Here is a 15,560-nt window from a genome sequence, read left to right as displayed (position 1 = left end):
CCATAACCCTCCCTCTTGGCGACGTACTGCACGCCAAATGACGAAATGCAGACCCAACAAAAACTTTAAGTGAATAATTAGATAGTTATGGAAAACCAAAAGAATATACTCGGCCACCCTCGTGGGCTATTTTTGCTTTTTGGCACTGAGCTTTGGGAGCGCTTTTCGTACTACGCGATGCGCGCCATCCTCGTCCTTTATTTGACCGATCAGACCATTAACGGTGGTTTAGGCTGGTCAACCAAAGATGCACTTGAGCTTTATGGCTACTACACAGGCTTGGTCTACATCACGCCATTAATTGGTGGGTGGTTTGCCGACAACTATATTGGTCAGCGACGTGCGGTGGTGTTCGGTGGTGCCTTAATGGCCATCGGTCAGTTCACCCTTGCATTTCCCGCTCACCAATATGGCTTGGATATCGTGCATACCTTATATGCTGGTCTTGCCCTACTGATCACTGGTTGTGGCCTGTTAAAGCCCAATATTTCAACCATGGTTGGTGACCTTTATAACGAAGGCGATCACCGTAGAGATGGTGCCTTTACCATCTTCTACATGGGGATCAATATTGGTTCACTGCTCGCCGGTTTTGTCTCTGGTACAGTAACGAGTGCCTACGGTTGGCAATACGGTTTCTTCGCGGCAGGCGTTGGCATGCTAATCAGTTTGGCAATCCAGCTTACCATGGCGAACTCATGGCTGGGCGAAATCGGTAAAGTACCCGCCGCACAGCAAGCGCGAGACGCCAATAAGTCGACCACCAATGCTCCATTGACGAAAAAAGAAATCGATCGCCTCAAAGTGATTTTATTGATGGGCTTGTTCGTGATCATTTTCTGGGCTGGCTTCGAGCAAGCAGGCGGACTGATGAATATTTATACCCAACAATACACAGATCGTATGGTGGGGAGTTTTGAGATCCCTGCGGCTTGGTTCCAATCGCTTAATCCATTCTTCATCATTGTGTTTGCTCCCATTGTCGCATCACTATGGGTTCGCTTGGGCAGTAAAGAGCCAAGTTCACCAGTGAAGTTCGCGATGGCGCTATTTATGCTCGCGTTAGGATTTGTGTTCATGATTGGTGCCGTTTTAGAACAAGGTGGCGACACGGCGGTTAAAACCTCTATGTTCTGGCTAGTGGGCGCGTTCTTCTTCCATACCATGGGCGAGCTTTGTCTCTCTCCAATCGGCTTATCGCTAGTTACCAAGCTCGCACCACTACGTTTGGCTTCTCTAATGATGGGTGCATGGTTTGGCTTTAACGCCGTCGCTAACTATGTGGCAGGTATYATTGGCTCACATGTGGGCGATTACGGTGCCATGGCCATCTTCGGTGGTATTGCAGCAACAGCCGCGATTTCCGGTGTTATCTTACTGGCGCTATCCGGCACACTGATTCGTTGGATGCACGGTGCTGAATCTGGTGCCACACCAAGTGAAGAAATCGAACAACAGCAAGTACAAGTGGCGTAATACACCCACTTCACCACTGAAAAAGAGGCCATTTGGTCTCTTTTTTGTGGCTATTAACCGCGGAGGAATTTATTCTGTGCCTTGAAAATATACCGCGAGGAAAATAAATGACTACTTCTTGCTTAAATCCAGCTTTCCGCTGAATACAGTCACTGCTTGGCCTTGTAGCAACACATGGTCTTCGCTGAGCGTCATCTTGATATACCCACCGCGTGCGGATGCTTGATAACCGATAAGCTGCTTTTTACTCAGTGCTTGAGACCAATAAGCTGCCAGCGCACAATGCGCGGATCCTGTCACTGGGTCTTCGTTCACCCCCACCCAAGGGGCGAAGTAGCGAGAGACAATATCGACCGTGTTATCAGAGCTTGCCGCAGTCACCACCACACCACGTCCGGGCTGCGTTTTTAGCGCCGCAAAATCAGGAGACAGCGCTTTTACATCGTCTTCAGAATCAACCACCAACAGCTCTTTTTCGCCAAAGCAATAACTCGCGCGGATACCAGAGCCATGTAGACCCAAAGCTTCTAGCCGCGATGGGTTTTGCGTTACTTCTGCAAGCTCAGGAACAGGAAATGCCATCGCTATCCCCTCGCGTTTTACCGTCACCTCAAGAGGTCCTGACTGCGTATAAAAAGTGACATTGTCACCAATTTTGACGTCACCACACTCAGCCAAAACATGTGCTGTGGCGAGTGTGCCATGACCGCAGAGTGCGACTTCTACAGTCGGTGTAAACCAGCGTAAGGACATGGTATCTAAGGCAAGAAATGCGGTTTCAGATACCGCCATTTCCTCGGCAATAGCCAACATGGTAGCTTCATCCAACATGGACGCCGAGATGCACACCCCTGCCGGGTTTCCCTGAAACAATGACGCGCTAAAGGCATCAACCTGATAGATGTCAACAATCATGATTTCATTCCAAGCCGGCGACGCAGCGAATGATACATTTCCATGATAAAGGTCGTAAAGCCAACGGTAGGATCGTGCTGTATGTAATCCTCGATTGTATTGAGATTAATCTGGCGGAATTTTTCAATCGCAGTCTCCGCACAATCAGCAACAATCACATCTCCTTCGATGATCAATCCCTGCTCTAACAATGCTTCTTTTTCAGCAAGATAGCTGGGGGATTCCTTGATCAAGTAAGTAAACTGGTCACAGTTGTTAGGCTGACAAAAAAAGACGTATTGGTTCATCGTATATCCTTATCGTTTTTTAGGTAGTGAGCGACACGACACCACTGCTGAGAAAAAGGCAGAAAATCCTGATGAGGAATAAAGCGCTTTGCAGCAACATTATTGTGTAAGTACACCTGCTCTAGCGGCCAAATATGATGATCCGCATATATACCCCAAGCTCTGGCTCCATCTATCAGCTCCTCGCCAGTCAATGGTAATTGCGACATATACGGCTTTGTCCGTGAAGCAAGGAGCAATCACAAACGGCAGCTGGACCGCTAACGAGCGCTGAATCTGATGAGACTRTAAGATTTGCTCGTCAGTTAAGGTTTGATAACAGCGCAGAAAGTAGGTATACCTAGCATGAATCTTGTACGTAACATTCACTGCCCCGCATTCGATTTTTTCAATAGACGAGCACTGACCGATGTAAGGCCAATGCACTAACAGTCTATTTAAATCTTTAGCATTGATGAGTAATACTCTCCTAGCTACAAAAATCTGTCATTAACGGCGCGCTTTCACTGCTTCTGCATACAACGCTTTTACTTCATGTCCTAGAACTTCGGTTTGAATATCCTCAAACATCGCCGCATCAAGATATTGCAGTGTTCTTTTCGGCGTGAGTTTTATCGCACCAGCAGGCTTGTTACCGTACATTTTGATATAACGATACATGAGTCCAATCTGCTGGAATAAACTCATGCTGTATTGGGTTATGCTCATCACAATCAGCCGACCACCAGGTTTTAATACTCGCTTTGATTCAAGTAGTGCTGCTACCTCAAGTACTACCCCGAGGTTGTCTAACTCAGCAAGTCTCGATTTCACTGTGTCTATAATGGCCTGCCCAACAACGTAGGTATTTCTCTGCTCGAAGCTATCAGAAAATGCTTCCCACTTATTTACAGTTATCATGCTATTACCCTTCTGACTAAGGCCGGAGGCAAATGAAGATTTAATAGCTCAACAAAGCGTCAGTGGAACTTTGCCTACTTAAAGTGCGAAGGCATTATGCAACTTATTATCTAAGCAATATACCACGGTATTTTAGTGAGATGGTGTACCCGTCACTCATTTTAATATGCACGAAGTGTAATTATCTAGACACACATCAATAACAAAAAAGGAGAGCCGAAGCTCTCCTTTCTCAGCAATTCTTTACTGTAAAAATTACAGTGAAGCTTTCGCTTTTTCTACCAGCACAGAGAATGCTGCTTTGTCATATACCGCGATATCGGCAAGGATCTTACGATCGATTTCGATAGATGCCTTTTTAAGGCCGTTAATCAGACGGCTGTATGACATACCGTTTTGGCGAGCCGCAGCGTTGATACGTGCGATCCACAGTTGACGGAATTGGCGTTTCTTCTGGCGACGGTCACGGTAAGCATATTGACCAGCTTTCGTTACCGCCTGAAAAGCTACGCGGTATACGCGTGAACGCGCACCATAGTAGCCTTTCGCTTGCTTCATTACACTCTTGTGACGTGCACGAGCTTGTACACCACGTTTTACGCGAGCCATTGTGTCTCTCCTAAACTAAATAAACTAGAACTAAAAACTTATGCGTATGGCAGCATGCGAGCTACTTGCGCGGTTTCGCACGCTGGTAGGATCGCGTTTGGACGCAGCTGACGCTTGTTCTTAGTAGTACGCTTAGTCAGGATGTGACGTTTGGTTGCGCGCTTGTACTTGAAGCCACCAGCAGTTTTCTTGAAACGCTTAGCAGCACCTTTGTTGGATTTCATCTTAGACATGATGAATAACTCCGCATTGTGTTAATAACATAGCAATTTGGCGAACAAAACGGCCGCACCTTTCGGCGCAGCCGATCGTTACTTGGAAGCCAAAATTACTTCTTCTTAGGGGCAAGAACCATGATCATTTGACGGCCTTCGATGCGTGAAGGGAAGCTTTCTACTGAAGCGATTTCAGCAGTGTCTTCTTTCAAGCGGTTCAGCACGTCAACACCGATGCTTTGGTGCGCCATTTCGCGACCACGGAATCGGATTGTAACCTTGACCTTGTTACCCTCTTCAATGAAGCGAACCAGGTTGCGTAGTTTTACCTGATAGTCGCCTACATCTGTACCAGGACGGAATTTAACTTCCTTAACCTGAATAGTCTTTTGTTTTTTCTTCTGCTCTTTCGCAGCTTTACTCTTCTCGTAAAGGAATTTGCCGTAATCCATAATACGACAAACCGGCGGCTCAGCGTTCGGACTGATCTCGACCAAATCTAAGCTTTCAGCTTCCGCTTTCGCAAGCGCTTCATCAAAGGGTACGATACCGAGTTGTTCGCCGCTGTCATCAGACAATCGAACTTCTTTGACACCACGAATTTCGTTGTTTAGACGATGAGCGTTCTTCTTTGCCGGGGCTTTTCTTGCGCCTTTAATACCTTATTCCTCCACAATATTGAGTGTTCGATCTTGCACTTCTTGCTTCAATTGAGCTAAGAAATCATCAATCTTGAATTTACCCAAATCTTTACCTTTACGGGTCCGTACTGCGATTTCACCAGCTTCCATTTCTTGGTCACCACAAACCAGCATATACGGAACACGCTTCAGAGTGTGTTCGCGGATTTTAAAGCCAATCTTCTCGTTTCTCAAGTCCGCAGATGCTCTAAATCCAGCTTTTTGCAGTTTTTTCGCAATCTCTTGCACATAATCAGCTTGGTTATCCGTGATATTCATCACAACCGCTTGCTGTGGTGCGAGCCATGCAGGGAAGTGTCCTGCGTATTCTTCGATAAGAATACCGATGAAACGTTCCAATGAGCCCAAGATAGCGCGGTGGATCATCACTGGCGTATGGCGTTCGTTATCTTCGCCGACATAAGTGGCGCTCAAACGCTCTGGTAGAGCAAAATCGAGTTGCACCGTGCCACACTGCCAAGCGCGATCGAGGCAATCATGCAAAGTAAACTCAATTTTCGGACCATAGAACGCGCCCTCACCTTCTTGAACTTCAAATGGAATATCCATTGAAGTCAGTGCTTGGTTTAACGCCTCTTCGGCACGATCCCACATTTCTTCTGAGCCAACACGCATTTCAGGACGTGTAGACAGTTTGACTTCAATGTTCTCAAAGCCAAATGTTTTGTAGGTATCGTAAACCATCTCGATACACGCACTTACCTCTTGCTGAACCTGCTCAGGCGTACAGAAGATGTGGGCATCGTCTTGGGTAAAGCCACGCACACGCATGAGACCGTGCAGTGCACCTGAGGGCTCATTTCGGTGGCAGCTACCAAATTCCGCCATACGCAATGGCAGATCGCGATATGACTTCAAGCCTTGGTTAAAGATCTGCACGTGACCAKGACAGTTCATTGGCTTGAGTGCATATTCACGGTTTTCAGAGTTAGTGGTAAACATGTAGTCAGCGTACTTGTCCCAGTGACCAGAACGTTCCCACAAGATACGGTCCATGATTAATGGGCCTTTAACTTCCTGATAATCGTACTCAGTCAGTTTGTCGCGAATAAATTGCTCAAGCTCACGGAAGATCGTCCAGCCATTGTGATGCCAGAATACCATCCCGGGCGCTTCTTGCTGCATATGGTACAGGTCAAGTTGCTTACCTAGTTTACGGTGATCGCGCTTCGCGGCTTCTTCGAGACGCACTAGGTGTGCTTTAAGTTGCTTTTTATCCGCAAATGCTGTGCCGTAAATACGCTGCAGCATTTTGTTGTCGCTGTTACCACGCCAGTACGCGCCAGCTACGTTCAAAATTTTGAAGTTCTGACAAAAGCTCATATTTGGCACGTGTGGGCCACGACACATATCAATGTATTCTTCGTGGTGGTACAAGCCTGGACGGTCGTCGCGTGATACATTCTCATCCAAGATTTCCATCTTGTATGACTCACCGCGCGCTTCAAACGTATCGCGAGCTTCTTGCCAGCTGACGTTTTTCTTAACGACTTGGTATTTAGTTTTCGCCAGCTCTTTCATGCGTTTTTCAATCGCATCGAGATCGTCTTGAGTCAACGACCGCTCAAGATCGATATCGTAATAAAAACCATTGTCGATGGTTGGACCAATCGCCATTTTGGTTTCTGGGAAAAGCTGCTTAATCGCGTGACCTAACAAGTGGGCACACGAGTGACGGATGATTTCTAAACCGTCTTCATCTTTCGCAGTAATGATTTCTAGCTGTGCGTCAGTTTCAATAAGGTCGCAAGCGTCAACACGCACGCCATCTACACGACCGGCAATACACGCTTTGGCAAGGCCTGGGCCAATATCACTGGCAACATCAAAAGTAGAAACGGGGTGGTCAAAAGCACGCTGACTGCCGTCAGGGAGGGTAATTACAGGCATTGATAACAATCCTTCTCAGTGGTGCCACACACCAAGTGGCACATGAATGTATTTCACGGTTTGAGAATAACCGCGCAGAATAAGTAAGCGTCGATTATGAAGATACCGCTTTTGTGATGCAAGTCATCCCCTCAATTAATTCCCTTTTCTTTTCGTCCTTATCAACCCATTTGCGCCTGCCAGTCACTTGATTTTGTTATAAACTTCATCAATGCTCATTTGTATACACAATAAACAATGAAAGGATCACGCATGGCCAAAGCGCCCCGCTTTCAGCAAATCAAAGACTACATCGTAAATAAGATTGAGCAGCAAGTGTGGCCTGTGGGCGCGCGTATTCCTACTGAGCATGAGCTCTGCGCGCAGTTTAATGTAAGTCGCATGACAGTGAATAAAGCGGTACGCGATTTGGTGAACGAAGGCCGGCTTGAGCGTACACCGCGACTAGGCACATTTGTTACGCAACCCAAAGCAGAATCGCCGCTAATGGATATCCGCAACATTGCTGATGAAGTAACGGCGCGAGGCCAAACCTATCGTAGTGATATTCGCACCCTAAAACGGATATCGGCCTCTGCAGATGTCGCGATGCGCCTCGGTGTCATGCTTGGCACTGACGTCTTTTTTAGTGAGATAGTGCACTACGCAGATAATGTCCCTCTGCAGCTAGAGCAACGGTGGGTTAATCCTGCATTGGCCCCCGATTATCTGCATCAAGACTTTAGTCAACACACGCCCAACGAGTACCTGTCGCAGGTATGTCCAGTAAATACCATTGAACACACGGTAGAAGCGATCATTGCCTCGGATTCGGTCCGTCAGGCGCTAGCGATGAAAGCCGACGAGCCGTGCTTGTTGCTGCATAGGAGAACATGGAGCCAACAAACATTGGTCAGTGCGGCACTACTCTACCATCCCGGCACCCGTTACAAGCTGACTTCACGCACCGATCGATAAAAGCAGATACATGTTTGTCGTGGGCTATATCCTGCCACAGCATCCGAGCCTACCATCCGTCTAACGAATGGGGAATTTGCACCTTTAACCTCGGTTAAAATGAAGCATGGTGGCGTGTTTAGCCACATTGTTACCGAGGCTTTAGCAAGCAGTGGCTATCAAGTTGAGTATGGCTTTTTCCCTTGGAAACGTGCTTTTGTGATGGCTAAGAATGGTCAATGGGATGGCTCTGTCACTTGGGGGTTCCGGGATGAGTTTACGGAAGATTTTTCCTACTCTGAGCCAGTTTTCACTATCTATGTTTATCTATATCACCGTAAAAACTTCGTATTTAATTGGCAAGAAGACTCTGATCTAGAGGGTGTAAAGCTTGGCGTTAATCGGGGATATTTGGACGAGTACATGCTTAATCAAATGCAAAAGCGTGGTCTTAATATTACTTATCAGTCAACCACGACGGAGTTACAAAACTTTCGGGCTCTGCTCAGTGGAAGGGTCGATGTTGTTATAAGCGCTGGACTTATTGCAGAGAGGCTTGTACGCGATAACTTCACCAAAAGTGAACAGCAAAACATTGCTCAACATCCTCGCCCATTTCGCGTTACCCCTCTCCACGTTTTAATTAGCCGAAAAATTGATCACACAGAAGAATTCACATCTGCCATTAATCGCGGTCTGGAGGCCTTACGCGAATCCGGTCGTTACCAAGCATTGCTCGATGAGTTCGAAGCCGGTGGGTATGAGTAGCAGCATTGCTGATTGTCTATACTGATACTAAATATCTTCTGCGCAAGGACAGAGAATGGGCACAGATAGGTTAGTTCGTTTTTACTGCTTGGTCACCTCGCTTGCGTTGATTGCCTTTGTCTTCCCTACTCCCATATCGGCATCCGAGCCTACCATCCGTCTAACGAATGGGGAATTTGCACCACTGATGTCGGCNGCATTGCTGATTGTCTATACTGATACTAAATATCTTCTGCGCAAGGACAGAGAATGGGCACAGATAGGTTAGTTCGTTTTTACTGCTTGGTCACCTCGCTTGCGTTGATTGCCTTTGTCTTCCCTACTCCCATATCGGCATCCGAGCCTACCATCCGTCTAACGAATGGGGAATTTGCACCACTGATGTCGGCGCGAGTCAAACATGGTGGACTGGTGAGCCATATTGTTACCGAAGCATTAGCGAACAGTGGCTATCAGGTTGAATATGGTTTTTTCCCTTGGAAACGTGCTTATGTCATGGCCAAGAATGGGCGTTGGGATGGCTCGGTCGGATGGGGCTACACCAACGAGAGAGCTGAAGATTTTGTTTATTCAGACGCTGTTTTTCCCAGCCGCACGTACTTTTTTCATCTAGAGCGCACCTCATTTGATTGGCAAGAAGATAGCGATCTTCTGGGGATAAAAATCGGCGTAAATCGAGGCTATCTCAGCGAAAAAATGCTTCAAAAGATGCAGGAGCGCGGCCTAAACATTAGCTACCAAACAACAACGACAGAGCTACAAAACTTTCGTGCATTACTGTCAGGTCGTGTTGACGTGGTGATAAGCAATGACACGATCGCTAGAGGTTTACTTACAGAGCACTTTTCACCTCAAGAGCGTGACATTATCGTACAACATCCTCGTCCTTTTACCGAAAGTCCATTGCACGTTATTGTGAGCAAAAATATTGAGCACACTGAAGAAATTATCTTGGCTATTAATCGCGGTCTAGAAGCGTTACGCGAATCCGGTCGTTATCAAGCATTGCTCGATGAGTTCGAAGCCGGTGGGTATGARTAGCAGCATTGCTGATTGTCTATACTGATACTAAATATCTTCTGCGCAAGGACAGAGAATGGGCACAGATAGGTTAGTTCGTTTTTACTGCTTGGTCACCTCGCTTGCGTTGATTGCCTTTGTCTTCCCTACTCCCATATCGGCATCCGAGCCTACCATCCGTCTAACGAATGGGGAATTTGCACCACTGATGTCGGCNGCATTGCTGATTGTCTATACTGATACTAAATATCTTCTGCGCAAGGACAGAGAATGGGCACAGATAGGTTAGTTCGTTTTTACTGCTTGGTCACCTCGCTTGCGTTGATTGCCTTTGTCTTCCCTACTCCCATATCGGCATCCGAGCCTACCATCCGTCTAACGAATGGGGAATTTGCACCACTGATGTCGGCGCGAGCTAAACATGGTGGACTGGTGAGCCATATTGTTACCGAAGCATTAGCGAACAGCGGCTATCAGGTTGAATATGGTTTTTTCCCTTGGAAACGTGCTTTTGTGATGGCTAAGAATGGACGTTGGGATGGATCAGTGGCTTGGGGCTACACCGCCGAACGCGCCAATGACTTTGCTTACTCAGATCCTATCTACCCTGAACGTATTTACCTGTACTATCGTCAGCACTTTTTGTTTGATTGGCAGGATGATACCGATTTACAAGGCGTAAAATTAGGCGTTAACCGAGGTTATCTTGATGAATATATGCTTCAACAAATGCAAAAACGGGGCCTAGATATTAATTACCAAACAACAACGACAGAATTACAAAACTTTCGTGCATTACTCGGAGGTCGGGTTGATGTTGTTATCAGTAACGGTCTCGTTGCCGAACGCTTGCTTAAAGAACACTTTACGCTGCAAGAGCAAGATAGGATTTTACAACATCCACGCCCCTTTCGTGTCACGCCTTTGCACGTGCTGATCAGTAAAAACATTGACCACACCGATGAATATACTTCCGCCATTAACCGCGGCCTGCAAATGTTGCATGATTCTGGTCGCTATGACGAACTTGTCGCTGACTTTAATCGCGGCGCTTACGATTAACCTRCTCTTTCCTCCTTGCTGACCGATCTCTAAACTCCCACAAAAACGATCGAATCGATCACAAAACCTTTACATCCCCTCTTGTACCCAACCACTTATTTGTCTATACATTTGTATAGACATTTAAAGAGGTAGTAAGGCATCACCGATGAGAAAGGTATATACCCACGCCAAATTAGTGACTATGGCCACCGATGTTTATGCATCTGACGGTTACAGCTGCCAAGACAACCAATCTATCGCGGTCGAAGACGGCAAGATTGTCGCCCTTGGACACGACGCTGAAGCGCTGGATTGGCCCTCCCAATCACTGAATGGCAAGTTAGTGACGCCGGGGTTCATCGATAGCCATACCCATTTAGTTTTTGCAGGTAACCGCGCCGGCGAGTTTGAACAGCGCTTAAACGGTGTGCCATATCAAACTATTGCAGCTCAAGGTGGTGGCATTCTGTCGACAGTAAAAGCGACACGAGCAGCCAGTGAAGCAACCTTATTGGAACTGGCTTTACCGCGCGCCAATGCGTTGATACGTGACGGCGTCACAACAATTGAAATCAAATCCGGTTATGGGCTCACGCTGGAAGACGAGCTCAAAATGCTACGTGTCGCGAAATCAATAGACCAACACTTACCGGTCAATGTATCAACGACGCTATTGGCCGCACATGCACTGCCACCTGAATACCGTAATGATGCAGATAGCTACATTGATTTTGTCTGCCACACCATGATTCCGGCTGTGGTAGAACAACAACTGGCAGATGCTGTTGATGTATTCTGCGAGAATATCGCGTTCAGTGTCGAGCAAGCAGAGCGTGTTTTCGCCGCCGCCAACGCTCATGGCTTAAAAGTAAAAGCACATACCGAACAACTTAGCGATCTGGGTGGCAGTGTCGCTGCGGCCAAAGCAGGCGCTTTATCCGTGGATCATATTGAGTATTTGTCAGAGGCCGATGTGCAAGTCCTCGCTGAATACGATACCGTTGCGACGCTGCTACCCGGTGCGTTTTACTTTTTGCGTGAAACACAGCAGCCTCCGATTGCCGCTCTTCGTGAAAGCCGGGTCCCTATGGCACTTGCCACCGACTTTAATCCCGGCACCTCACCGTTTGCGTCACTCACGTTGATGATGAATATGGCATCAACCTTATTTGGTTTAACCCCCAAGGAAAACTTATACGGTGTCACACGCCATGCCGCGCAAGCATTGGGATTATCACACAAAGGACAAATCGCTGTCGGGTTCGATGCCGACTTAGCCGTATGGGGCTGTGAAACGCCAGCCGAGCTCAGCTACATGGTCGCTACCGCCCCACTACTTGGCCGTATCGTCAATGGTGATTGGTATGATGAGCAAGGAGTCCGAGGATGAAACATATACCTGCCGATATGTCGCTCTGGCAAGGACGTACCGACCCTGAAGATGGCGAGCGCGGCCTGCGTTTGCATCAACATATTCAAGCACTGAGTGACGGAAGTTCGCGCGCCGGGACTGTCTTATTTGGCTTTGCGTGTGATGAAGGTGTCGCGCGCAATAAAGGCCGCCAAGGCGCGGCGCTTGCACCGGATGCGATCCGTCAATCACTCGCAAACCTCGCTTGGCATCAATGTCCGCCAGTATTTGATGGTGGCACTATCGCCTGTGACGATGGTGATCTTGTCTTAGCACAGCAAAGCCTAAGCGCACAGATTGCGAATGCACTTTCTCACCACAATGTACTAACGCTGGGTGGCGGGCATGAAACCGCATGGGCAAGCTTTCAAGGCTTATCCAGTTATTTATCGCGCCAATCGTATGAAAACGGCCAGCGCGCCCCTAAAATTGGCATTATCAATTTTGATGCGCACTTTGACTTGCGTACGCCCCAGGGGCTGAGTCAGGAAGGTAGCTCAGGGACGCCCTTTGCACAAATTGCGCAATTTTGCCAACAACGAGACTGGCCATTCCATTATGCTTGCTTGGGCGTCAGTCGCACCAGCAATACCCAAGCCTTATTTGATAAAGCAGAGCAGCTTAATTGCTGGGTCGAAGAAGACACCCAGATGCACACTGACGCACTGCCGGCACTCAAAACCAAGCTCACCCAATTTATCCAAGGGTGTGATTATCTCTACCTCACTCTCGACATGGATGTATTCCCAGCCGCAAGTGCACCCGGCGTTAGTGCGCCTGCCGCTTATGGTGTGCCCGTTCATGTCATTGAGCCTTTGCTCCAACACATCTTTACCGATGCCCACCAGCAGGCCATCCGTATTCCTGTGTGTGACATCACCGAAGTGAACCCAAACTATGACCGCGACCAACAAACCAGCCGCCTTGCCGCACGCATGGCATGGTCAATGTTGCATGCATCGCCAACCCGTATCGACAATCAAGGAGAGTAACCATGACGGATCCACGTTTTGACTCACGGACCATCCAAGCACCAACAGGTACGAAACTAAACGCTAAAAGTTGGCTGACCGAAGCGCCTTTACGCATGTTGATGAATAACTTACATCCAGATGTCGCCGAGCATCCGCATGGACTGGTGGTTTACGGAGGTATTGGTCGAGCCGCACGCAACTGGCAATGCTATGACAAGATTGTCGAGGTGCTAAAACGCCTTGAAGATAACCAAACTTTACTAGTGCAATCCGGTAAACCCGTTGGAGTCTTTACCACTCATAAAGATGCACCTCGTGTTCTGATTGCCAACTCAAACTTGGTGCCTCATTGGGCAAATTGGGAACACTTTAACGAGCTCGATAAGCAAGGCTTGATGATGTACGGCCAAATGACTGCAGGAAGCTGGATCTACATTGGCTCGCAGGGCATTGTGCAAGGCACTTACGAAACCTTTGTTGCGGTTGCTAAAAAGCACTTTGGCGGCGAAGCCAAGGGACGTTGGATCTTGACGGGGGGTCTGGGTGGCATGGGGGGCGCTCAGCCACTTGCTGCAACCATGGCGGGCTTCTCGATGATTGCGGTTGAGTGTGACGAAAGCCGTATTGATTATCGCCTGCGCACTGGCTACGTCGATCGCAAAGCAACGTCACTCGATGAAGCGCTAGGAATGATTGAAGACGCCAAACAGTCCGGTAAGCCCGTCTCTGTCGGTCTATTAGCCAATGCTGCCGATATCTTCCCAGAACTAGTGGCACGAAACATCACGCCTGATGTGGTTACCGATCAAACGTCAGCGCACGACCCTCTAAACGGCTACTTGCCGCAAGGCTGGACGATGGAGCAAGCCGTCGCACAACGAAAAGAAAACGAATCTGAGGTCGTCAAAGCGGCAAAAGCATCGATGGCAGTACAAGTTAAAGCCATGCTTGAACTCCAATCTCGCGGTGCGGCAACTCTAGATTACGGCAACAATATTCGCCAAATGGCATTAGAAGTGGGCGTTGAAAATGCGTTTGATTTTCCGGGCTTTGTCCCTGCGTATATTCGTCCTCTGTTCTGTGAAGGTATTGGGCCATTCCGCTGGGCAGCATTATCCGGCGATCCCGAAGATATCTATAAAACTGACCAAAAAGTAAAAGAGCTGATCCCCGATGATCCGCACCTACACAACTGGCTAGATATGGCAAAAGAGCGTATTCAATTCCAAGGGTTACCTGCGCGCATTTGCTGGGTCGGCCTTAAAGATCGGGCACGCTTAGCGTTGGCTTTCAATGAGATGGTAAAAAGTGGCGAACTCAAAGCGCCTATCGTGATCGGCCGAGACCATCTGGATTCTGGCTCGGTTGCCAGCCCTAACCGTGAAACCGAGGGCATGATGGATGGCTCTGATGCTGTCTCTGATTGGCCTTTGCTCAACGCGCTACTTAATACCGCATCAGGCGCGACCTGGGTGTCACTTCACCACGGTGGTGGCGTCGGCATGGGCTTCTCGCAACATTCAGGCGTCGTGATTGTCTGTGATGGTACAGATGACGCCCATGCACGTATTGGTCGTGTGCTCCATAACGACCCTGCAACCGGAGTGATGCGCCACGCTGACGCGGGGTATGACATCGCGATTAATTGTGCCAAAGAACAGAACCTAGATTTACCGCTGCTGGATATTCCTAACCAGCCGCTGCGCTAAGGAGAGCAAAATGACCACATTGACGTTACAACCGGGCGAGCTCACGCTTGCCCAGCTACGCCAAGTGAGCCGTGAACCGGTAAAAATTGCATTTGCAGATGGCATTGAAGCCACCATGAAAGCAAGCACAGATACAGTTGCAGAGGTCCTTGACCAAGGACGTGTGGTTTATGGCATCAACACCGGGTTTGGCTTGCTTGCTAACACCCGTATCGAACTTGATGATTTGGAAACACTACAGCGCTCCATCGTATTATCTCACGCAGCTGGCATTGGCGAGTTTATGGACGATGCCACAGTACGATTGATGATCGTGCTCAAAATTGCCAGCCTTGCGCGCGGCTATTCGGGTATTCGTTTTAGCGTCGTCGAAGCGTTGGCAGCACTAATTAATCACGAAGTGTACCCCTGTATTCCCAAGAAAGGCTCTGTTGGCGCTTCAGGCGACCTCGCGCCTTTGGCGCACATGAGTACTGTTTTGTTGGGTGAAGGCCAAGCACGCTACAAAGGCGAAGTGATCTCAGGTGAAGCCGCGCTCAAAATTGCCGGGCTGTCCCCGATCACGCTTGGGCCTAAAGAGGGCCTTGCACTACTTAACGGTACGCAAGCATCCACGGCATTTGCACTAGAAGGCTTGTTTGAAGCCGAAGACTTGTATGCTGCCGCCACTGTGTGTGGTGCCCTATCTGTCGAAGCGGCATTGGA

The 15,560-nt window shown here is 48.3% G+C and carries 16 protein-coding genes; 9 read left to right on the top strand and 7 right to left on the bottom strand.

From position 1 onward, the window contains the following. Positions 1 to 87 precede the first annotated feature (87 nt). Positions 88 to 1,476 carry a peptide MFS transporter gene (locus BZJ17_RS16660; RefSeq protein WP_069587649.1) on the top strand — a complete coding sequence of 463 codons (1,389 nt, stop codon included), beginning with the start codon at positions 88 to 90 and terminating at the stop codon, positions 1,474 to 1,476. 111 nt (positions 1,477 to 1,587) lie between these two features. Here the strand turns inward: BZJ17_RS16660 and BZJ17_RS16655 are convergent, their stop codons facing one another. The 7 genes from BZJ17_RS16655 to thrS form a co-directional block, all read right to left on the bottom strand. Beyond that, positions 1,588 to 2,391, bottom strand: a complete 804-nt coding sequence (locus BZJ17_RS16655) for a PhzF family phenazine biosynthesis protein (protein WP_077641480.1) — start codon at positions 2,389 to 2,391, stop codon at positions 1,588 to 1,590. After that, on the bottom strand, positions 2,388 to 2,678 hold the full coding sequence (locus BZJ17_RS16650; RefSeq protein WP_077641479.1) for a hypothetical protein: 291 nt from the start codon (positions 2,676 to 2,678) through the stop codon (positions 2,388 to 2,390). The genes BZJ17_RS16655 and BZJ17_RS16650 overlap by 4 nt, the downstream gene beginning before the upstream one ends. A gap of 489 nt (positions 2,679 to 3,167) precedes the next feature. Next, positions 3,168 to 3,578, bottom strand: a complete 411-nt coding sequence (locus BZJ17_RS16640) for a hypothetical protein (RefSeq protein WP_077641477.1) — start codon at positions 3,576 to 3,578, stop codon at positions 3,168 to 3,170. Positions 3,579 to 3,833: 255 nt separating this feature from the next. Beyond that, the gene (gene rplT / locus BZJ17_RS16635; RefSeq protein WP_069587639.1) at positions 3,834 to 4,187 is read right to left on the bottom strand and encodes a 50S ribosomal protein L20; all 354 of its coding nucleotides are present in this window, start codon (positions 4,185 to 4,187) and stop codon (positions 3,834 to 3,836) included. Between the two features lie 38 nt (positions 4,188 to 4,225). After that, on the bottom strand, positions 4,226 to 4,420 hold the full coding sequence (rpmI, locus tag BZJ17_RS16630; protein ID WP_069587638.1) for a 50S ribosomal protein L35: 195 nt from the start codon (positions 4,418 to 4,420) through the stop codon (positions 4,226 to 4,228). Positions 4,421 to 4,515: 95 nt separating this feature from the next. Then, complete coding sequence (infC, locus tag BZJ17_RS16625) at positions 4,516 to 5,061, bottom strand: translation initiation factor IF-3 (protein WP_069587637.1); 546 nt, start codon at positions 5,059 to 5,061, stop codon at positions 4,516 to 4,518. A 3-nt stretch (positions 5,062 to 5,064) separates the two neighbouring features. Then, the gene (gene thrS, locus BZJ17_RS16620; RefSeq protein ID WP_077641476.1) at positions 5,065 to 6,993 is read right to left on the bottom strand and encodes a threonine--tRNA ligase; all 1,929 of its coding nucleotides are present in this window, start codon (positions 6,991 to 6,993) and stop codon (positions 5,065 to 5,067) included. Between the two features lie 252 nt (positions 6,994 to 7,245). Between thrS and hutC the strand changes: the two genes are divergently transcribed. The 8 genes from hutC to BZJ17_RS16570 all read left to right on the top strand — a co-directional run. Continuing rightward, positions 7,246 to 7,950, top strand: coding sequence for a histidine utilization repressor (gene hutC / locus BZJ17_RS16615; protein ID WP_077641475.1), 705 nt, complete (start codon positions 7,246 to 7,248; stop codon positions 7,948 to 7,950). 6 nt (positions 7,951 to 7,956) lie between these two features. After that, positions 7,957 to 8,697: a transporter substrate-binding domain-containing protein gene (locus BZJ17_RS16610; protein ID WP_347230985.1), complete on the top strand. Its 741-nt coding sequence runs from the start codon at positions 7,957 to 7,959 to the stop codon at positions 8,695 to 8,697. Positions 8,698 to 8,946: 249 nt separating this feature from the next. Continuing rightward, entirely contained in the window at positions 8,947 to 9,738 is a 792-nt protein-coding gene (locus tag BZJ17_RS16600; protein WP_077641473.1) for a transporter substrate-binding domain-containing protein, read from the top strand. A gap of 249 nt (positions 9,739 to 9,987) precedes the next feature. After that, positions 9,988 to 10,779, top strand: a complete 792-nt coding sequence (locus tag BZJ17_RS16590; RefSeq protein WP_077641471.1) for a transporter substrate-binding domain-containing protein — start codon at positions 9,988 to 9,990, stop codon at positions 10,777 to 10,779. Positions 10,780 to 10,927: 148 nt separating this feature from the next. Beyond that, complete coding sequence (gene hutI / locus BZJ17_RS16585) at positions 10,928 to 12,151, top strand: imidazolonepropionase (protein ID WP_077641470.1); 1,224 nt, start codon at positions 10,928 to 10,930, stop codon at positions 12,149 to 12,151. Next, on the top strand, positions 12,148 to 13,164 hold the full coding sequence (gene hutG / locus BZJ17_RS16580; protein WP_077641469.1) for a formimidoylglutamase: 1,017 nt from the start codon (positions 12,148 to 12,150) through the stop codon (positions 13,162 to 13,164). The genes hutI and hutG overlap by 4 nt, the downstream gene beginning before the upstream one ends. A 2-nt stretch (positions 13,165 to 13,166) precedes the next feature. Continuing rightward, the gene (hutU, locus tag BZJ17_RS16575; RefSeq protein WP_077641468.1) at positions 13,167 to 14,855 is read left to right on the top strand and encodes a urocanate hydratase; all 1,689 of its coding nucleotides are present in this window, start codon (positions 13,167 to 13,169) and stop codon (positions 14,853 to 14,855) included. Between the two features lie 10 nt (positions 14,856 to 14,865). Beyond that, positions 14,866 to 15,560 (top strand): aromatic amino acid lyase (locus BZJ17_RS16570; RefSeq protein ID WP_198534220.1); only part of this gene is annotated, 695 nt, incomplete at its 3' end.

It is taken from the genome of Salinivibrio sp. IB574, from assembly GCF_001996205.1.
In the GTDB taxonomy this organism is placed as follows: domain Bacteria; phylum Pseudomonadota; class Gammaproteobacteria; order Enterobacterales; family Vibrionaceae; genus Salinivibrio; species Salinivibrio proteolyticus.
The sequence above is the reverse complement of the archived record's forward strand: the minus strand, read 5'-3'. Positions and strand labels throughout refer to the sequence as shown.